At 65.8% G+C, this 17,654-nt stretch carries 19 protein-coding genes and 1 pseudogene; 10 read left to right on the top strand and 10 right to left on the bottom strand.

The genetic code is table 11. The features are described from left to right. Positions 1 to 58 precede the first annotated feature (58 nt). From IEZ19_RS30685 to IEZ19_RS30665, 5 genes are all read right to left on the bottom strand, one after another. Entirely contained in the window at positions 59 to 2,299 is a 2,241-nt protein-coding gene (locus IEZ19_RS30685; RefSeq protein WP_189314582.1) for a cell division protein FtsK, read from the bottom strand. A gap of 77 nt (positions 2,300 to 2,376) precedes the next feature. Next, on the bottom strand, positions 2,377 to 2,760 hold the full coding sequence (locus tag IEZ19_RS30680) for an RRQRL motif-containing zinc-binding protein (protein WP_189314581.1): 384 nt from the start codon (positions 2,758 to 2,760) through the stop codon (positions 2,377 to 2,379). After that, positions 2,760 to 3,410: a GGDEF domain-containing protein gene (locus IEZ19_RS30675; protein WP_189314580.1), complete on the bottom strand. Its 651-nt coding sequence runs from the start codon at positions 3,408 to 3,410 to the stop codon at positions 2,760 to 2,762. The genes IEZ19_RS30680 and IEZ19_RS30675 overlap by 1 nt, the downstream gene beginning before the upstream one ends. After that, positions 3,407 to 4,402 carry a DUF2637 domain-containing protein gene (locus IEZ19_RS30670; protein WP_189314579.1) on the bottom strand — a complete coding sequence of 332 codons (996 nt, stop codon included), beginning with the start codon at positions 4,400 to 4,402 and terminating at the stop codon, positions 3,407 to 3,409. Before IEZ19_RS30670 ends, IEZ19_RS30675 begins: the two co-directional genes overlap by 4 nt. Further along, a complete protein-coding gene (locus IEZ19_RS30665; RefSeq protein WP_189314578.1) occupies positions 4,399 to 4,686 on the bottom strand; it encodes a hypothetical protein in 288 nt (95 codons plus the stop codon). The genes IEZ19_RS30670 and IEZ19_RS30665 overlap by 4 nt, the downstream gene beginning before the upstream one ends. Positions 4,687 to 5,185: 499 nt before the next feature. Between IEZ19_RS30665 and IEZ19_RS30660 the strand changes: the two genes are divergently transcribed. The 4 genes from IEZ19_RS30660 (at position 5,186) to IEZ19_RS30645 (ending at position 8,219) form a co-directional block, all read left to right on the top strand. Continuing rightward, positions 5,186 to 5,536: a winged helix-turn-helix domain-containing protein gene (locus IEZ19_RS30660; protein WP_189314577.1), complete on the top strand. Its 351-nt coding sequence runs from the start codon at positions 5,186 to 5,188 to the stop codon at positions 5,534 to 5,536. 234 nt (positions 5,537 to 5,770) lie between these two features. After that, positions 5,771 to 6,787 carry a P-loop nucleotide/nucleoside kinase family protein gene (locus tag IEZ19_RS30655; RefSeq protein WP_189314576.1) on the top strand — a complete coding sequence of 339 codons (1,017 nt, stop codon included), beginning with the start codon at positions 5,771 to 5,773 and terminating at the stop codon, positions 6,785 to 6,787. Next, positions 6,784 to 7,371 (top strand): ATP-binding protein, encoded by a 588-nt coding sequence (locus tag IEZ19_RS30650; RefSeq protein ID WP_189314575.1) that lies wholly within the window; start codon positions 6,784 to 6,786, stop codon positions 7,369 to 7,371. Before IEZ19_RS30655 ends, IEZ19_RS30650 begins: the two co-directional genes overlap by 4 nt. Further along, on the top strand, positions 7,368 to 8,219 hold the full coding sequence (locus IEZ19_RS30645; protein ID WP_189314574.1) for an NAD(P)-dependent oxidoreductase: 852 nt from the start codon (positions 7,368 to 7,370) through the stop codon (positions 8,217 to 8,219). The genes IEZ19_RS30650 and IEZ19_RS30645 overlap by 4 nt, the downstream gene beginning before the upstream one ends. Here the strand turns inward: IEZ19_RS30645 and IEZ19_RS30640 are convergent. Next, the gene (locus IEZ19_RS30640) at positions 8,216 to 8,857 is read right to left on the bottom strand and encodes an HAD family hydrolase (RefSeq protein ID WP_189314573.1); all 642 of its coding nucleotides are present in this window, start codon (positions 8,855 to 8,857) and stop codon (positions 8,216 to 8,218) included. The genes IEZ19_RS30645 and IEZ19_RS30640 overlap by 4 nt on opposite strands. A 92-nt stretch (positions 8,858 to 8,949) precedes the next feature. Between IEZ19_RS30640 and IEZ19_RS30635 the strand changes: the two genes are divergently transcribed. Next, positions 8,950 to 11,064, top strand: coding sequence for an ATP-binding protein (locus IEZ19_RS30635; RefSeq protein WP_189314572.1), 2,115 nt, complete (start codon positions 8,950 to 8,952; stop codon positions 11,062 to 11,064). A 98-nt stretch (positions 11,065 to 11,162) separates the two neighbouring features. Next, on the top strand, positions 11,163 to 11,519 hold the full coding sequence (locus IEZ19_RS30625; RefSeq protein WP_373297078.1) for an HIT family protein: 357 nt from the start codon (positions 11,163 to 11,165) through the stop codon (positions 11,517 to 11,519). A gap of 394 nt (positions 11,520 to 11,913) precedes the next feature. Here the strand turns inward: IEZ19_RS30625 and IEZ19_RS30620 are convergent, their stop codons facing one another. Beyond that, a complete protein-coding gene (locus tag IEZ19_RS30620) occupies positions 11,914 to 12,570 on the bottom strand; it encodes a TetR/AcrR family transcriptional regulator (RefSeq protein ID WP_189314569.1) in 657 nt (218 codons plus the stop codon). 102 nt (positions 12,571 to 12,672) lie between these two features. Between IEZ19_RS30620 and IEZ19_RS30615 the strand changes: the two genes are divergently transcribed. The 3 genes from IEZ19_RS30615 to IEZ19_RS30605 all read left to right on the top strand — a co-directional run bounded on the left by IEZ19_RS30615 (position 12,673) and on the right by IEZ19_RS30605 (position 15,024). Next, positions 12,673 to 13,542, top strand: coding sequence for an SDR family NAD(P)-dependent oxidoreductase (locus IEZ19_RS30615; RefSeq protein WP_189314568.1), 870 nt, complete (start codon positions 12,673 to 12,675; stop codon positions 13,540 to 13,542). Positions 13,543 to 13,626: 84 nt separating this feature from the next. Beyond that, positions 13,627 to 14,004: a hypothetical protein gene (locus IEZ19_RS30610; protein ID WP_189314567.1), complete on the top strand. Its 378-nt coding sequence runs from the start codon at positions 13,627 to 13,629 to the stop codon at positions 14,002 to 14,004. Between the two features lie 576 nt (positions 14,005 to 14,580). Beyond that, on the top strand, positions 14,581 to 15,024 hold the full coding sequence (locus IEZ19_RS30605; protein WP_189314566.1) for a hypothetical protein: 444 nt from the start codon (positions 14,581 to 14,583) through the stop codon (positions 15,022 to 15,024). Between the two features lie 8 nt (positions 15,025 to 15,032). Here the strand turns inward: IEZ19_RS30605 and IEZ19_RS30600 are convergent. The 3 genes and pseudogenes from IEZ19_RS30600 to IEZ19_RS30590 all read right to left on the bottom strand — a co-directional run. Next, positions 15,033 to 15,268 (bottom strand): annotated as a pseudogene (locus IEZ19_RS30600) (IS481 family transposase); the annotation flags it as partial. 477 nt (positions 15,269 to 15,745) lie between these two features. Next, a complete protein-coding gene (locus IEZ19_RS30595) occupies positions 15,746 to 16,078 on the bottom strand; it encodes a hypothetical protein (RefSeq protein WP_189314565.1) in 333 nt (110 codons plus the stop codon). 499 nt (positions 16,079 to 16,577) lie between these two features. Then, positions 16,578 to 16,940 (bottom strand): hypothetical protein, encoded by a 363-nt coding sequence (locus tag IEZ19_RS30590; RefSeq protein ID WP_189314564.1) that lies wholly within the window; start codon positions 16,938 to 16,940, stop codon positions 16,578 to 16,580. Between the two features lie 370 nt (positions 16,941 to 17,310). Between IEZ19_RS30590 and IEZ19_RS51215 the strand changes: the two genes are divergently transcribed. Further along, positions 17,311 to 17,654, top strand: a 344-nt coding sequence (locus tag IEZ19_RS51215; RefSeq protein WP_229841062.1) for a hypothetical protein, incomplete at its 3' end; no start/stop codon positions are given.

The raw sequence follows: 17,654 nt of genomic DNA, 5'->3' as shown, positions 1-17,654 counted from the left end.
GCTAGCGGGGGTGCTACCGGTAGCAGGTACGGGTGCTACCGGTAGCACCGTGCCGGGGCTATGCCGCGCCAGGCTTTTCGTTACGCTCCGCAATCGCCTTGAGGACGTCGGCACGCACGATCCCGCGCCGGGTGGTGCGGGTCCCGTCCTCCGTGGTGCCGGCGACGTCGCGGGTCTTGATGCCGTGCGGCTTGAGCGTGGACGTGACGTTCTCGCCCTTCCAGCCGCCGTAGACGTCGGGGCGGAGTTCGGCGAGGCGGGCGGCGATCCGCTCGTTCCACACCCGCTCCTCCTTCTCCGGCACCACGGCCACGACGTCGGCGAGCAAGTCGTAGGCGGGCCCGGTGACGGCCTCGGGTGCCTCTCCGAGGGCGTAGCCGGACAGGAGTCCCGCCTTCTCACGGACGGTGCGGGCGCGGGCTGCCACGGCCACGGCGCCGGGCGCGTCGACGAAGGAGCCGTAGACGATCCGGGCGTCGGAGCCTTCACCGACGAAGTAGTGCAGGCCCTTGTCCCCCCACGCGAACATCGTGGCGCGCACACCGCGCTTGTAGGAGGACGTGCCGAGCACCATGTCGTTCTCGGTCTGCCCCATGACCTTCATGCACCACCGGGCCCCGGCGTTCGCGGAGATGCCGGTGGGCAGGGACTTCGCGTCGGGGCGCTGGGTGGCGAGCAGGAGCACGATTCCGGTGGCGGGGCCGCGCTTGACCAGGTCGGTGGCGATTTCCTCGAACTCCTTGCCGTGCTCGGAGTGCTCGAACAGCACCTGGCACTCATCCACCCCGATCACGATCGGGTGCAGACCGAGCGAGCGCTTGTCAGCGAGCTGGCTGGTCACCTTGGACTCGGGGCAGATGTCCCGGGGCAGCGAGCGGATCACTTTGGTGCGCCGCCGCAGTTCCTCGCGCAGGGCGCGGAAGTCACCCAGCGCGTACTGGATCGTCTCGTCTTCCTCGCCGACGCCGTGCCGGTGGGAGACGGCCTCGCCGACCGGGTCGAGGTCGCCGGTGCCCTTCATGTCGTAGGTGTGCAGTTCCGCACGCGGATCGAGGGCGGCGATGAGCAGCAGCAGCCGCAGGAGGAACGTCTTGCCCATGCGCGGGATCGCGCCGATCACCCCGGCGATGAACATGAGCGTGACCGACACCCAGCGTCCGCGCTGGTCCGTGCCGTACGGGATGGCCTTGAACAGGTCGACCGTGCCGGACTTGAACAGCGGCCACGCGGGCTTGGGCGCGGACCTGAGGTCCTGGTCACCGACCCACAGCACCAGGCGCCCGGTGTGCTCGTCGGAGACGGCCTCCGGCCACACACAGCCCAGCGGCCGACGCAGACCCGACGCAAGACGTTCGCGGCGCTCGATGACGTCGGTGACGGTGACGCCGTAGGGAAGGTTGCCCTCCGCACGCCATCCAGGCCCGTCGCGGGTGATCGGGGCGGTGAACTCGAACCCGTCCCGCCCCTTGGCCTGCGCCTGATTGATCGCGGGAATGCCCAGCGCCCCGAGCGCCCGCAGGACGATGTCGGAGGTGAGCTTGGACGCCTTCGGGACTTCCACAGCCCTGTGGATAACCGGATCATCGGCCTTGCGCCCGGCCGCCCCGAGCGCCATCACGACCGCACCGACCGAAAGGGCTTGCAGCCAGTCGGGGGCAAGAACGTAGATGGCGAGCGCGGAAGCGAGGCCGACGAACATGCCCAGCACGCCAATGAGGGTGCGCAGTCGCACACGGCCGTCGCGCTGCCGCGACAGCTTCAGGTACTCGGCCGCGTCCTCACGCCGCACGGCGGCGAGTCGGACCGGTTCGCCCTCGCGGTCGGCAACCCACCGCATCGTGCCACCCACGAACCGGGCCAGCCCGGTCGGCGCCTGCATCGTCAGACGAGCGGCGTACACCGGGGAACGCAAGGCGTGGTATCCGGCCGCGTGGGCATAGTGGCGGGCCACCCACCCGGCAGCGGTGCGCAGTTCAGCCATCGACCGCAGCCAAACGGGAATGACGTCGCGGCGCTTGGCGGCGGCCAGCCGACCGAGGTAGCCCGGCCCGGCCGCCTTCACGGTCGGAGAGTCGACCATCACGCGCGCGGTCGGGTCGTCCGACTCCATGCCCGACTCGCCGGGGCCGGAGTCGGCCGACCGGTCGGCGTCGGGTCGGGTGGTCGGGTCGGCCGACTCGGAGCGGGCCGATCGGGCCTTGTCGAGGTCGACCACATCGCCTCCCGAGTCGGGGGTGAAGTCGGCGGCCATCTCGGCTTCCAGCCGGTTGAAGAATTCGTTGTCGTCGGGGTGCTTCACTGAAGCTTCCTTCTCTGTGGAGGGATGCGGGGCCCGGCCGCTGCTTTGGTCGGTTAGGGACCGGGCCCCGTTGCTGGTCAGGCGGCGCGCTGTTCCTCGGGGTAGGCGCAGAGGAGGCACATCCCGAGCGAGGTCGGGATGCAGTAGCTGTAGATCACGCGGCACTGCGGGCAGGTGCGGCGGGCGAGCATCGCCAGGGCGAGCGCACCCCACTTGCGTGACGTCATCGGCCGGACCGGCATCGCGCAGTCGACGCGGTAGAGGTAGGCAACCTGGACACCCGACTTACGGCCCCGGTGACGGCGCATCACCTGAGCGGCGACCGGCTGCCCGCCAGGCCGCAGCCCAGCGGCCCGCAGTTGGCGGCGGGTGGCGTAGCCGTCCGGAGCGAACCGCCACGGATACGTGGGGATGCCGAAGCGGGCGCCGGACGGGTCGAAGCACTTGGCGTAGGAGGGCATCAGGCAGCCACTCCCACAACCGGAGCGTCGGTGCGGGCCCCGGTGCGTCCGGCGCGGCGTCCGGCGAGGGTGGCGAATAGCCGTCCGATCCCCGCGCGGCGGGTGCCGGCGCGAGCCAGTTTGGCCGCGTACATGGCCTCATCCGCCCGCCGCAGCAGGCCGGACAGGTCGTCGTCGGGGAAGTCCGCGGCACGCACCCAGCCGAGCGAGACTGTGGTGCGTACGGCCGGGTCCTGGCCATCGACCGGGCGGGCGAGCACGCCGTGCAGCACGGCGAGCAGGTCGCCGGCGGTTCCGTGGTCATCGATCAGCACGGCGGCGAACTCATCGCCCCCGAGCCGTCCAGCCACCCCGGACCGGCCGACGTGGTGAACGAGGCGGTCGGCGATGGCCTTGAGCAGGGCGTCCCCAGCCGCGTGACCGTAGGTGTCGTTGATGCGCTTGAACTTGTCGACGTCGGCAAGCACGACGACCGCCCGCGGGTCCTTCAGCAAGGCCGTAGCGCGGTGGCTGAAGCCGTCGCGGGTGCGTAACCCCGTGAGCGGGTCACGCCGGGCCGTGTTCAGGCAGCGGCCAAGCCACCACACGTGCACCACCCAACCGGCAGCCAGGGGCAGCGCGGACAGCAGCATCGTGGCGAGCGTGTTCACGCGGCCACCCCCTCGCCGGCGTCGGCCGCGGGCCGGTCGACGGGGTGCAGCGTGCGGCCGTCGGCCCGTTCGGCGAGCAGCGCGTCACGCACCTGCCGGGCGGGAGCAGAACCGCAGCGCAACGCCTTACGTAGCGCTTCGGCATTGACCGCACCATCGGCCCAGTCGGCGGTGACCGTGCGCGCCTCCGTGAGCAGGTCGGCCACGCTGCGCGGCGCGGTCTTGGCCTTGCTCTTGGCGGGCCGCTTCCGCGGCGCCTTCGGAACCGAAGAGGTGGGCTCTTCCGCGGTTGGCTCCGGCTTGGGGCCAGGGTCGAGGTCGACGGCGGTCCCGGCCGGGATCAGTTCGCCCAAGCGCAGAAGGACGCGTTCGCGGCGAGGGGTCTTGCGCCGCCACGCACGTCCGTAGCGCTCCCGCAGGTCCGCACGGGCCAGCAGTCGTTCCCGCTCAAGGGCTAGCGCATCGGCGTAGGAGGTGACCTCCCACAGCGTCATACGACGCCACAGTGCAAACGTCGACAGCGGGGCGAGCATCCAGCGGGAGAACCGAACCTTCTCCATCCGCCGGCCGGTCGCGGCACCGATCCGTACGGCGTAGATGTGCGCGCCGATCTCGGAGAACACCACCCACAGCAGAGGCATCGTGCCGTGCGCGAGCTTGGCCGACAGGGAGCTCCCAGCCGCGATGTTCAGCCCGCACGTGATCAGCGTGAGCGCCCAGGGCACGAACCGCACCCACGCGAGCGCCATATCCATGCGGATCAACAGCAGGTTGGCCAGGGTGAACACCGGAATAGCCACGTCGATGCCGACCGGCAGCATCCACGGCTCGCCAAAACCCCACCGGACCGCAGCAGCCGAGACCGCGTCGAAGGACGAGATCAGTCCCAGCGCGCCGACCCCGGCGGCGGCGAGCGCCCCGAGACCGGCCAAACCCAATTCCGGGCGGGTCAGCGGCGGTACGGCCGGCCGCTCATCGGTCTGCGTCGTCATGCCGCCACCCCCCGGCGGGGCGTACGGCGCCGGGCGGGGCGGACCAAGGGGACGATGTCGAACAGCTCCGGGTGGGTCTCGACGACCCCGGCCGCGATGCGGATCAGGTCGTCAGGCATCTCGGGGTGGTCGGCGAGGATGTCGCGCGCAGCGTCCTCACGGGCGGCGCGCTCTTCATCCGTCTCGCCCTCGACCCCGAGCCACAGCTCAATCGGGGTGCCCAGGGCCAGTTCGGCGAAGTCGTCGACAGAGACGGCCTGATGACCGCCGATGTAGGTACGCACAGTGCACTCCTGATGGTGAAGGGACGGGAGGAAGCCGAGGCAGGCGCAGGCTTTGGAGAGACGGCGCCCGCCCCGGCGAAAGGGCTGAGGTAGGGAGCGCGGCAACGGCCGCGGAAGGTTCTGCGGATGCCAGATCACGCAATGCCAGTCACCGCCCCGCGGGGCGGATCCGGGCGGGTCACCCGGCCCGACATGGGCGGTCGGGGTGGTGACCCGCACCCATCGACCGCACGTGTTCATGCGGCTGGGTCGGCACTCTGTTGAGTTCTTCACAGCGCTTGCTCCGGGCGATGCATCCGGACGCTGTTCGTACAGGTCAAGCGAGTTGCTCAAGCGCTCTGCCTCTTGCGAGGGAGTCGCGCTGGCAACTCTGCCTCAGAGTGCACTGTGAGGCAGAGTGCGTCAAGTCCCTTCACGGAACACGCAGCGTGCGACCCTGGTTCTATCTCTGCGGCTTGGGCACTATGAGGCAGAGATCGTGACGAGACTTGGGGTGTAGATGGTCGAGTGGACCGGCACGTTTGCCTACAAGCAGGTTGCCGATGACCTGCGGCGACGCATCGCCGATGGCGAGTTCGCCAGCACCGGACAGCTCCCGTCGTTGGCGCAGCTCCAGGAGACGTACGAGGTCACGGTCACCGTCGCCCGCGCCGCCATCAATCGGCTGAAGGCAGACGGCTTGGCAGTGAGCCACCAGGGCAAGGGAGCCTTCCTGACACCTGATGCCGGCCACGCCGCCCGGATCAGCGATCCTGCCGGAGCTGTGGCCGAACTGCGCGAGGAAGTCGAGAAGCTGCGGAGCGAGGTTAGTGAGCTGCGCCAACGCGTAGTGACCCTGGAAGAGAACTGACCTTTTGGCGGGTACGGAAGGGGCCTGTGCGGTCGCGGCGGGCAGCATCTCAACCTCCTTGTGTTCGGTGTAGGACAAGTCCACCGCCACAGCGCGAAAACCTGTATCACGTCCCGCTACTTGAGATAATCCAAGCGGTTTTATACATCCGCTTACACATGCGCTATCACGAATTTCCATAGCTCTAGTCGAGCCGCTACACTCGCGGCTCGACTAGCTATCTAGGAGGGGCAGATGGCTCGGAAGCACCCAGACTGGAAACCCGATCTCCTGCGAATGCACCGCGAGGAAATAGGGCTCACCCTGGAAGACACAGGGGAAAAGCTCCGCGAAATCGCGGAGCGTCACGGCTTCAATATTGCCGCGAACTTCCAAACAATCTGGGGCCACGAGAAAGGCTCGGTATACCCCGGTCCGCATTACCGCCGGGCGTACTGCCGTCTCTATCGTCGCAATGAGGCACAACTCGGCTTCCGTAAAGCCCTGCCCGGAGAGGATGCCCCTGTGGAATCCGTGCCGGCGCCCACTTCCGCTGAGCGAAAGCTCCCTGACCAGCCAGACGCAGTACGTCAAGCGCTCAGCAGCATCCGTGAAGGTACCGACGACGTGGACAGCGAGGCACTGCGCAATCGCGTGGTGGATGCGTGGCGTCGCCACACCGCAGGGGGAAGCGTCGACGGCCCTACCGTGGTCTTGGTCGGAGGGTTTGCAGGCTCGGGCAAGTCGGAGTTCGCAAAGTTCCTAGGCGGGCTCACCGGCTGGCCCATCCTCGACAAGGACTCCCTGACGCGTCCCCTGGTAGACCAACTCTTGATCGCACTGGGCGGAGAGGCGCATGACCGGAGTTCGGAGCTATACCGGGAAAAGGTTCGCCCGCTCGAATACCGCTGCCTCATGGAAGCCGCATGGGACAACGTGGATTGCGGGATTTCCACGATCCTTGACGCCCCATTCATCTCCGAATTCTCTCAGGCCGAGTGGATGCAGCGTTTTCAAAACCGCTGCCGTTCAAAGCGCGTCTCCGTCGCGACCATATGGGTTGAGTGCGACCCGGAATCGATGCGCGAGTACATCGAATTCCGCGGGGCGGCGCGCGATGCTTGGAAGATGGAAGCGTGGGATGAATACGTTGCAGGGCTCGACCTGAAGATGCGCCCGCAGGGCCCGCACTTCGTCGTCGACAACCGGCTCGGTGCCGCTGTGGCTCTGGTCGACGAAGCCCGCGACGTACTGAGTGGAGGCGGACTGTGAAACCTTCGGGCGTCATCCTGTACGGCCCTCCGGGTTCCGGCAAAGACACGATCACGGCCGAACTGTCCAACTCACGGACGGAGTTCGCTCTCTTTCGGCGTCTCAAGGCGGGCCCCGGACGGACCACGGGGTACAGGCTCACGACGGCCGAGCACATCGCGGAACTGGCGCAAGCCGGAGAGGTTCTGTACCGCAACAGCCGGTACGGCGCTGAGTACGCCATCGACCGCGGCGAGGTTTCCTCGCTCGTCGACTCTGGGCACATCCCGGTCCTTCACATGGGCCAGGTGGCCGGAGTCCGCGCGGTCGCGGCGTACCCGATCAACTGGGTAAGGGCGCTCCTGTGGTGCCCCGAGGATGTGACGCGTCAGCGCTGCCAGGACCGCGGAGACAAGGACTTGGAAGCCCGGCTCAAGGTCTGGCACGAGACCCGGCAGGATCTCTTGGACCACGCGGCAGAACCGTGGTCACTCATCATCAGAACTGACCTGGTCAGCGTAGCTCAGGCAGCGGAGGCCATCGACGAAGCGCGGTTGGCCGACGCACCCGCCGAAGTGCGCGACATCCGAGGACTGGTCGGATGACCGTCGTCGGAGTCCTTCACCCGGGGAGCATGGGCGCCGCGGTAGCAGCACAAGCGAGGTGCAATGGAGCTGAGGTTCTGTGGTGCCCGACCGGCCGCAGCCTCGCGACCAAGGAACGGGCCCAGAGGTACGGACTCACCGCGGCAAGTGGCATTGGCGAACTGACGGAGCGGGCCGACGTCATCCTCAGCATCTGCCCTCCGGCATACGCGGAAGACGTCGCAGTCGAGGTCTCGGCGCACCCGTTCAACGGGATCTACGTGGATGGCAATGCCATCTCTCCGGCCAGCATGGCGCGCGTCTCCGCCATCATGGGCCGGACTGAGGCGTCTGTCGTCGACGGCTCTGTCATCGGCTCGCCCCCGTCCGCCTCGAAGTCCGCTCGCCTGTACTTGTCTGGGCCGGCGGACGCTGCGACGCACGTGGCGTTGCTGTTCGCGGGCACAGCGGTACAAGCGCGCACCCTGGCCGGCGGTATCGGCCGCGCTTCCGCGCTGAAGCTGTCGTACAGCAGCTACCAGAAGGCGAGCCGCGTCCTCGCCGCAGTCTCGTACGCCCTCGCCAGAGACTACGGAGTAGAGGAAGAGCTACTCGACATCGCACGGGGGCGCGCTACCAGCTACCTAGCCGAGACGGCCTACATTCCGAAGGTGGCCGCGCGATCATGGCGATGGGGGCCCGAAATGGGTGAGGTCGCCGACGCCTTGCGGGAAGTCGGGCTCCCCGCTGATCTGGCGCAGGCGTCTGCCGCGGTCATGAGCCGATGGGATGACGACAGGGATTCATCCCTGAGCATCCTCAAGGCACTTGAGCATCTACACCGTGACGGCGAGCACGAGCCCACCTAACCCGCCGCCAAGATCGCCTCAATGGCTTCCGTGACGCCCGGCACCACGATGTCGGGCTCTCGGAGGCTGTCGGTCCACCTTCGGCCGTTGGACACCCACGCCGTACGGAGCCCTGCCGCCCGGCCCCCGTCCATATCCGTCGCGGGGCCGTCTCCGATCATCCAGCCTCCGGTGTGAAGCGGAGTGCCACACAGCTCCGCCGCAGCCTCGAAGTGCTCGTACGCCGGCTTCCTGACTCCGATCTCTTCCGAGACGGCGATCCCATGGAAGAGTGGCGCGAGCCCGATCGCGGTGAGCTTGGCCCGCTGAATGTCCCCCGCACCGTTCGTCGCGATGCCGAGGGTCCACCCCTCATCTCGCAGCGCTTCAAGGCCTTTCCGCACCCCCGGGAAGCAGCGAACTGAACGCGCAACGCCTTCGACGTACTCGCGCCACAGGTCCCCCGGGTCGTCGTTCAACCCGAGCACCGCCCGCAGGTGCACGAAGTCCGACGGGTAAGCCCGCTCCCGTAGTCGCTCACAGATGGCCGACTCCGCCCCTGCGGGCAGGCGTCGCGAGCGGACGAACCCGCGAGCCCAGTCCGCTAGTCCTTCACGTCGGTCGATCAGGGTGTTGTCGAGGTCGAAAAGTGCCAGCACACCGCGACGCTACGCGACCGGTGGGCGGTTGGCGGAGGTACTGAGGGCTCGAACAGACTTCGACGGCACCGAGCACTCGCCGATGCGCAACGGTGATCGCGGTGTTCACAAAAGCCGTCATGATGCCGATACTGACAGTAGTCGTCGCGGTGATCGCGCCGCTCGGTGCTGTCAGGGGAGGGGCCATGGGGAGCATCACGCTGAGGGTCGAGCAGGACCATGTCGAAGGCGTAGCCAAACTGAACGATCCGGTAGGCGCGGTCATTGAGCTAATTTGGAACGCACTCGATGCGGACGCAACGAATGTCACAGTATTAATCGAACGGAACGAGCTCGACGGCGTCGGCAAAGTGATCGTGTCAGACGACGGCCATGGGATGCCTTCGGAATCCGTCCCATCCTACTTTGACAAGTTGGGTGGCTCATGGAAGAAGACTGCATTAGTTTCCACCGAAAAGGGTCGAGCGATGCACGGCAGAAATGGGCAAGGGCGGGTTCGCGCCTTTGCCCTTGGCGTTCATGTTCGCTGGGTCACGATCGGCAAGGGTGTCGATGGCAAGGTGAAGACAGTTATTGAGGCCGACCGTTCAGCAATGCGCAACTATCGCATTGACACGATGGGGTCTACTGTCGAGGAACCCGGTACCACTGTTGAGGCTTGGGGAGCAGTTCCTCATCTGGACCGTTTGCTGAATACTCCTAGGGTGATCTCGGCGCTGACTACCGAGTTCGCCCTGTATCTTGAAACGTACCCGGATTCATCAATCACCTATGATGGCATCCGAGTGGATCCTGGCCAAGTGCAAGTTCACTCCGCTATCTACATGCTTGACCAAGTTGACGAGTTCCCTGCTCCTGAACTGCGAGTAATAGAGTGGCGTAAAGGCGTAACGCGCGAGCTTGCGTTGTGTGATTCTAGGCGGATGCCACTAGTGAAGCTACGCCCCGAGATTCAGGCGCCGGGCTTTAATTTCACGGCTTATCTGTCATGGAAGGGCTTTGAAGACCGACCGCAAGACCTTGCGTTGGTGGATTGGGACGAGGATTCTCCAGCCTCGGCGGTGGTGGAGCGGGCCAGAGGGCGTCTGCGCGAGCACTTCCGGAGCAGGGTGGATGACCGTCGTCGTGAACAGGTCTTGGAGTGGCAGAAGGAACGGGTCTACCCGTATGAAGGGGAGGCTACCGAACCTACAGAGGTTACTGAACGGGAAGCCTTCGACACAGTAGCCACGACTATCGCCAAACATATCCCAAAAGCTCGTAACGCTAGAAGGGCGACGCTGGGTCTCCTGAAGGAGACGCTGGCTGCCAAGCCGGATCAGACGCCGGAGATCCTTGAGCGCTTCTTCTCCCTGACTCGCCAGGAAAAGGAGGAGCTTGGACTCCTCTTGCAGCGCACAAGCCTGACCTCACTGATCCGTACATCTACGGCAGTGACTGACCGACTTGATTTCCTCCGCGCCCTGGAGATACTGCTCTTCGACACCGAGGCAAGGAAGGTGACGAGAGAACGGGATCAATTGCATAAGATTCTGGAGAACGAAGCCTGGGTCTTTGGCGAAGAATATTCCCTCATGGTCAGCGAGCGGGGCCTGTCGGAGGTTCTCCGAAAGCATTTGTCCATTCTAAGAGTTCCTGAGCCCGAGGATACTAATGTGCGCCTTCTCGATGGGCATGCAGGGAGAGTCGACCTTATGCTCTCCAAAACCACAGTTTGGGTGCAGAAGCCCCATCACTTGGTAGTGGAACTCAAGCGTCCTAACGTAAAGCTCGGGATGGTCGAGTATGCTCAGCTCGTAAAATATGCAACCACTGTCATTGCGGACGAACGCTTTCGCAGCACTGAGGCCAACTGGGATTTCTGGCTTATCGGAAATTCCATGGATGACGTCCTGCGGAGTCTCACCCGACAGCCTCATCTGCCTCCTGGCCAAGCTAGCGCGATAGGCTCTAACGCTAGATTGTGGGTCCGCGAGTGGAGTGAAGTCATCCAGGAGTGTAAGCAGCGACTCCACTTCTACCGGGACAGGCTCGACTACCAGTCCACAGATGAGCATGCGTTGGAGTACCTAGTGCGCAAGCACGCGCATGCGACCCCAACAGTCCTGCTGCCGGATGATGAGGTCGAGGGCGAGGAACCAGAAGCGACCGTCCCAGGCCCTCGAAGTGGCGACTCGGTACCAAATACGCCGTCTACGACGGACTAGGTCCTGTCTGGAGTCCGAATCATGAATGCGGTGTGATGCTGCGGAGCCAGAGCATCGCGCCGCACAAATACAGTCCGGCCTCGTAGCTTGCTGGGGTCTTGTCGAAGCGGAACGCGATGCCGCGCCAGTTCCGCAGTCGGTTGATGCACCGTTCCACGGTGTTGCGCTCCGCGTACAGGGAGGACGTCGGCGTCCAGGTCTGGAAAGTGGCGCATAAGCTCGGACGCGCACTGCGCCGATCAGGCTTGCGATGCGAGGGCGTCAACTTGTTCCTTGCGGACGGCGAAGCAGCCTTCCAGGAAGTTTTCCACGTTCACCTGCATGTCTTCCCCCGCTTTACAGGTGACCCGTATCGCATCGAAGCCGACTGGTGCGTGCAGGGGCGAGACCAGCTCGACAAGACAGCTGCTGCCGTCCGTGGCGGCCTCGTTACCCTCGACGCCGGGCAACGCTGACAATCGCTGCTCTCCGGGTAGGACACGGTCTTCATCCTGAGGCCAAGGAAGCCCACCGAGTGGTACCTGCGAACACCAATTCCCGGTGCCACTTCAAGACGTCCTGATGACAAAGGATCTTCACCAACCGGGGCCGGTTGGAGCCAGCATGCCGGAGCCAAAGAACGACGCCATAGCCACTTGATCGCATCCTGCCCACGCCGGCAGGCGCTCTCCGCGTATTTGATCAACCCTCAGACGGCTGCCTACGTGAAAGCCCGAGGTTGGTCTGCGGTGACAGCGCTCTCCGCCATGACGACGCGCGAAGGCATTGCCACCATCGCCCGTTACGTCGAGGGAACAAGCCGCAGATCGCGGGCATGTACGTATCCCGCGTCCGACGGTCGGTCGGTTCTCAGCGTGCCGCCAGCCCTGTGAACGTGGCTGTGAGCAGACGGGCGAGCGTCTGCTCGAACTTCTCGGTGCCCAGGTACATCAGCTCGGGGTCTTTCCGTAGTGCCGCCGCGAGGGGCGCGCCGGGGTGGCTGACCTGCCACAGCGTGGCGGCCAAGGCGTTGGTCGCGGTGATGGCGTCGAACGCCGCGGCATCGTCGAACCCGGTCGTGGCGGCCGCGATCGCGCCGTGCATCCGGTCGATGGCGCCGCGGCTTGACCGCTTGAAGGCGATCACGTTGTCCACCTCGACGTCCGGCTCCAGGTGGAGAGGCACGTTCGCGAACAGGTCGCACAGCAGCGGGTCAGCCGCCAGGGTGTCCGTGAGCGTCTCGGCGAGCCGACCGGGCGAGACCGGCCCCTCGTGCAGGCGTTCGCAGACGGCGTCTGCCCACCGGTCCCAGCCCTGCGCGGCCAGGCGCAGCAGGACGTCCTTGTGCGAGTCGAAGTAGCGCCGAACGGCGGAGTGGTGCACCCCCGCCCTCTCGGCGACGGCGGTGAGCGTGACCGAACGGACGCCGGACTCCAGGGCCAGCTCCCGGGCGGCGCGGACCAGCGAGTCCGCCCGCTGCTGCTTGCTCTCGGTCGAGCGCGCCCGCTGAAACGACTGCTTGCTCATACCCCCCACCGTAACGCACAACCTGTGCGTTGACAGCGTCTTGCGACCGCGGCTAACGTCGATAACGCACAGACCGTTCGTTAAGTGGAAGTGGGCAACGCCATGAGCAACATCGTCGACAAGAAGGTGCTCGTCGTCACGGGCGCCACGTCGGGCATGGGGAGGGCGCTCGCCCTCGAGGCGGCCGGTGCCGGGTACGAGGTGGTGGCGACAGGGCGCGATCCTCAGCGGATGGAGTCGCTGCGGCAGGCGGCAGCCGAGCGCGGCGCGGACCTGGAGGTGCGGCACCTGGAGCTCACCGACCACGTCGAGGTGGCCGAGGTCTTCAGCGACGTTGCACGGGCTCATGGTCGCATCGACGCGGTCGCCGCCCAGGCGGGCGGCATCTACGCACTCGGCACGGCCGAACAGATCACCATGGAGGGGTTCCGCTACGTCATGGAGCGCAACTTCTTCGGCAACCTCGCCGTGATCAAGGCCGCGCTGCCGCACCTGCGGGCCAGCCGCGGCCGCCTGGTCGTGACGACCAGCGCGAACGGTGTGATCGGGGCGCCCTTCAACGACGCCTACGCCGCGTCGAAGTTCGCCCTCGAGGGCGCGGTGGAGTCCCTCGCTCCCGCGGTCGCGCGCCACGGGGTGCGCACGACGATCGTCGAGCCGGGGCCGGTGGCGACCGACCTGATGGCGCCCAGGCGGTTCGGGCGCCTGCTGCCGAACGAGGTGATCGCCGACAGCCCGTACCCCGAGCCGTTGGAGCTGTTGTCGCGCATCATTTCCGGTACCGGCGGCGCCATGCAGCCGCCCGAGGAGGTCGGCCGGAAGATCCTCGGCCTGCTCACGCAGGAGCGGCCGCCCCTGCGGTTCCAGACCGCGCCATGGGTGGGCGAGTTCGTGGCGCCCAAGCTCGCCGCGGACCTCGACGGCAGCAGGACCTCCGCCGCGCACGAGGCCTACCTGGCCCTCGCGGACTAGGAGCTCTCTTACGGATCACTTGATGAAGGTTCGATCTCAGGGCCTGCTGGCGCTGGCGGAACTGCCGCCTGCGACGATGCGCTTGTGAGCTATGACCTTGCTGTGTGGGAGGGCGACCGCCCACTCGACAACGACCAAGCATGCTCGACCTATGACGAGCTCTACGAGCGCTACCTGGAGTCGGACGATATCGTCGTGCCTCCGGCGCCACGCATCGTGGCCTACGTGGAAGCGCTCGTCGCGCGATACCCAGACGACATCGACCGCAGTGTCGTATGGGCGTCACCACCGGTCATCGAGGAGGCATCGGGCCCGATCGTGTACCTGCTCCTGTCCTATGGCAAGGCCGAGGAAGTGTCCGAGTACGCCGCTGCGCTGGCTCGCGAGCACGGACTCATCTGTTTCGATCCGCAGGGAGAATGCCTCCGGCCGCACACGCCGCCCGTGGCCTGCCACAACTAGCGGGTGACAGGTGCCCGTCGGGGGCCAAACAGGGGGCCAAACGAGGCAGCCGCACCAAGACCGCCTCGGACAGTAATGGACAGTCCCGGAGCCGAACGAGCAGGTCAATGACCCCGAAGCAGGGTCACGTAGGGGTCTCATCGCGTTCGGGACGAAGAGGTCGTGGGTTCAAATCCCGCCACCCCGACAGTGAAACACCAGGTCAGGGGCCTGATCCGCATCGCGGGTCAGGCCCCTGAGTGGTTTCCAGGGTCTCTTGGGAGAAATCTGGGAGAAGATCTTGAAACCTCTCTCCCGGACAGCGCCTACTGGTGCACCCGTAGACGCTCCTGCAAGAGGCGCTGCCGTGAGCAGAACCGCCGCCGGCGGCGGTGGGCACATGGGCAACGAGAACCGCTTCCGTAGGGAGCACGCCTGCATCTGCCCGCCGGCGTACCCGTGCTTGGCGAGAGCGCTCCTCAGCGCGGAGTCACGACTGTGGGCACCAAATCCCTGTCGGATGACGGGTGAGGCTTGACGGTTCGGCGTCAGGTGATGCTTGACGTCTGTTCTAGACATCGTGGCTTACTGGCTGCCATGAAGGACCGTTTCCCTGCCATCACCTCCGTGGAGGAGTTCATCCGGCTGCGGGAGAGCGACGAACCGATGGAATACAACCGCTCGGCGGGGGCAACCATGCCGCTGGCAGTCTGGTGGGACCTGGTGCACAACCATCCCGACATGCGTTTTTGGGCCGCGCATAACAGAACGGTGCCGCTGGAGATTCTGGCCGAGCTGATCAAGGATTCCGACTGGCGGGTCCGAGACCGGGTGGCCAGCAAGCGCAACTGCCCGCCTGAGCTGCTGGAACAGCTGGTCGACGATCCGCATGACTCTGTGCGGAGGCTCGTTGCGGGCCATCCACGCTCACCGCGGTCGGCAGTGGCGCGTTTGATTGATGACCCGTGGCCGGTCATTGCGCAGGAGGCCCGCGCCCGGCTGGCCAAATGGCCGTCCGCGGAGCCGTCCGAGCCTTCCTGACGCGGCAGTCACACGATCTTCCGGTGGTTGTGTTCGCCGGACTTGCGGACCACCACCTCCTTCACGGTCCCGCGGGGAACGGTGGTCATCAGCTCTGTGCCGTGGAAGACGCGGATCACACGTCCTCGCGCAGGTGGGCGGGGACGACCTGGTGGGCATAGCCGCGGCCGAGCTGGATGCGTTGTCCAGCGACCATGAAGCCGCCGACGCTGCTGACCATCTGCTCGGCGGTGTGCTCGGCAGGCGAAGCCACAACGTCAAGCGTCAACCGAGACAAGACATGAGCGCCAAATCCCGGCGCGGTAGAACCTTCCCTACGTCATCAAGCACCCGTCGTCGCTTCGCTCCTCCGGGCGGGAGCGGGCGGCCGGCGGCGCCCGCGCTCATGTCTCCGCCCCACTCGGCACCGGCGGCCGCCCGCTCCCGCCCAAGAGGCAGGCACACGGAGCATGAGGTCAGACACGTCGTGGCTGGGGCGGTCGGTTCCACGGCTTTACGGAGCCACTTTGGCGCGAGCCTCGAAGATCATGGCCCCAACGTCGTGCTTTACCGGGCAGGTCCACAGACTGCCCGACGCGCCGGAAGCTTACGGGGCCATGATCACTCGCGCCAAAGCAGCTCCCGGCCAAAGTCGCTACGCCGACCGCTCTGTACAGTGCGCAGCAAGGGGGCGCCATGGACTGCAATCACCGCAAATCCCTCCTCTCCGCTCACCGGCCGTTCAGCCAGGCTCGAAGGACAGTCCAGCTGGGAACTGTGCCACGGAATAGGGCTGGAACTCCGGATCGGTGAGGATCCGGTACAGGAACTCCGTGGCGGTCATCTCGTAACGGTGCCATCCATCCTCGTAATCCACCTGCATGGCGAGGACCGGCCATGCGTCCACCGGGCCGTCCGTGACCTGCCAGTAGAAGTGCTCAGCCGTACGTGAGATTCCCCATGGAATCAGGCCCCCGGTCGTTCCCGGCTGATGGATCCGGTAGGGCGCCCACGGGCCGTCCGAACTGTCGTCATGCGACAGTTCCAGACGCCACGTCCTCAGCAGATCCGCCACGCGGGTCTCACCAGAGCACAGCACCGACACCACCTGCGAGAACTCGCCGACACCGAATGCCTGACACAACTACTTGTAGTCACTGGGAAGTTCGGTCCCCAGTTCCGCTTCGATCTCCGCCCAGGGCTGCGCGACGTCCCGCGCGTCCCAACCTGTGGCACGGAGAAGAAGGTCTACCCACATGACAAAACCTCGCCTGCTTGTCCTCGGATATGCCAGCCATCCTCAGTGACCGTCGCGCCCTTAGTTCGCATCGAGGGCGCACCGTGACACCCCCGCTCGGGCCGCCTCTGGGCCGTGCGGGGCTGCTCAACGATGACAGATGACGACAGTCGACGACGGCTCTTCCCCTGCTCAGAGACTGTGCTTCGGGTACCGGCGCAGATGCCGATCAGTGAAGCAGAGTTGAGGAACAAGTGACGCGGGATCGTCGGCTGACCCTTTCCCCGGGGGTTGGGCTCCTAGAGTCGTTCGACGCGACGAAGGGCCCCGCCCGCTTCTATGGTCGAGACCCGAGGCGCTGCTCATCACCACGTGACGAAGCCCGGTAAATCAGGTAGATCGTGGAGCCGACGAGGACGAAGAGGCACAGGCCCGCCAGGGGAATCAGGGGCGCGAGCGCGCTCTTGTCCACCCCCAGTGTCGGCAACACCCACACAACGAGCATCCCGCAGCCGACAGGGGCAAACACCGTTCCCAGCCTGCGGGCGAGGTAACGCTCACTGACCGTGATACGTGGGCCACCCAGGCGTTTTGTGAACTTGACGTACTTCTCCGCCAAACCCAGGGGGTTGAAGGTAAGTATCAGGCCCTCGATGAGGAACCAGGCACCCCCGATGGCCAGCACTGGGTCTTGCTGCATGCGCGCTCCCGTCTCTCTGTCGTTCAATTCGACTCACGGCGCCGTCGGCAGCACGAGCGTTGTACAGCAGCGAAGTACCGTAAGGGACGCGACCGGCGCTGGCGTTCAACCAGCAGCTGCATCCTGTCAAGGTTCATCCCGTACCTGACACCAGTGCCTGACACCAACAGGGGCGAACGGGAGCGGCTTACCTCGTATCTCGACGCACGACGCGTCCTGGCACGGCACGGGCTGAGCCGCAGCGACGTACCCTCATGATCGACCTGATAAGGATGAGGCCAGATCTCAAACTCTGTGTCCAGAGAGTCCGCCGACCTCGGTTACTGTCTGGGGGCCGAGAGTCGGGCGCAGTGAAGGGGATGCCGCCGCCGTGTCGATACGCGAGAACTTCGCCAAGCTCTTCAAGAGCACGGCCAAGACTCCCGACGGCGACCCGTTCGCGAAAGAGCGCGCGTGCCAATGCTCGCCGGAGTGGCCTGGCTTGGAGACGACGGCGAACGGGCACATGCTCCCGGCTCAGCCCTCCAGCCACTACAGCGTTCTCACGAACCCCGAGGTCGGTCCGTTCGTCGCGCGCTGCACCGGTTGTCACGTTCGCTATCCCCATCCTTGGGTGATCCCGCAGGGCGCGCCGATGCCTTTCGACTGGGCTCGTGAGAAGCCGTATCTCAACCGATCATGGAACATGCAAGTCGAACAGGTTTCTCGCCGGGG

The sequence above is a fragment of the Streptomyces brasiliensis genome (assembly GCF_014647875.1).
GTDB lineage: Bacteria > Actinomycetota > Actinomycetes > Streptomycetales > Streptomycetaceae > Streptomyces > Streptomyces brasiliensis.
The sequence above is the reverse complement of the archived record's forward strand: the minus strand, read 5'-3'. Positions and strand labels throughout refer to the sequence as shown.

Coding starts and splice junctions, on each gene's coding strand:
- IEZ19_RS30655 (WP_189314576.1), top strand. CDS start 5,771: ATGGCTCGGAAGCACCCAGACTGGAAACCCGATCTCCTGCGAATGCAC.
- IEZ19_RS30645 (WP_189314574.1), top strand. CDS start 7,368: ATGACCGTCGTCGGAGTCCTTCACCCGGGGAGCATGGGCGCCGCGGTA.
- IEZ19_RS30620 (WP_189314569.1), bottom strand. CDS start 12,570: ATGAGCAAGCAGTCGTTTCAGCGGGCGCGCTCGACCGAGAGCAAGCAG.
- IEZ19_RS30670 (WP_189314579.1), bottom strand. CDS start 4,402: ATGACGACGCAGACCGATGAGCGGCCGGCCGTACCGCCGCTGACCCGC.
- IEZ19_RS30680 (WP_189314581.1), bottom strand. CDS start 2,760: ATGCCCTCCTACGCCAAGTGCTTCGACCCGTCCGGCGCCCGCTTCGGC.
- IEZ19_RS30605 (WP_189314566.1), top strand. CDS start 14,581: ATGAAGGACCGTTTCCCTGCCATCACCTCCGTGGAGGAGTTCATCCGG.
- IEZ19_RS30590 (WP_189314564.1), bottom strand. CDS start 16,940: ATGCAGCAAGACCCAGTGCTGGCCATCGGGGGTGCCTGGTTCCTCATC.
- IEZ19_RS30660 (WP_189314577.1), top strand. CDS start 5,186: ATGGTCGAGTGGACCGGCACGTTTGCCTACAAGCAGGTTGCCGATGAC.
- IEZ19_RS30615 (WP_189314568.1), top strand. CDS start 12,673: ATGAGCAACATCGTCGACAAGAAGGTGCTCGTCGTCACGGGCGCCACG.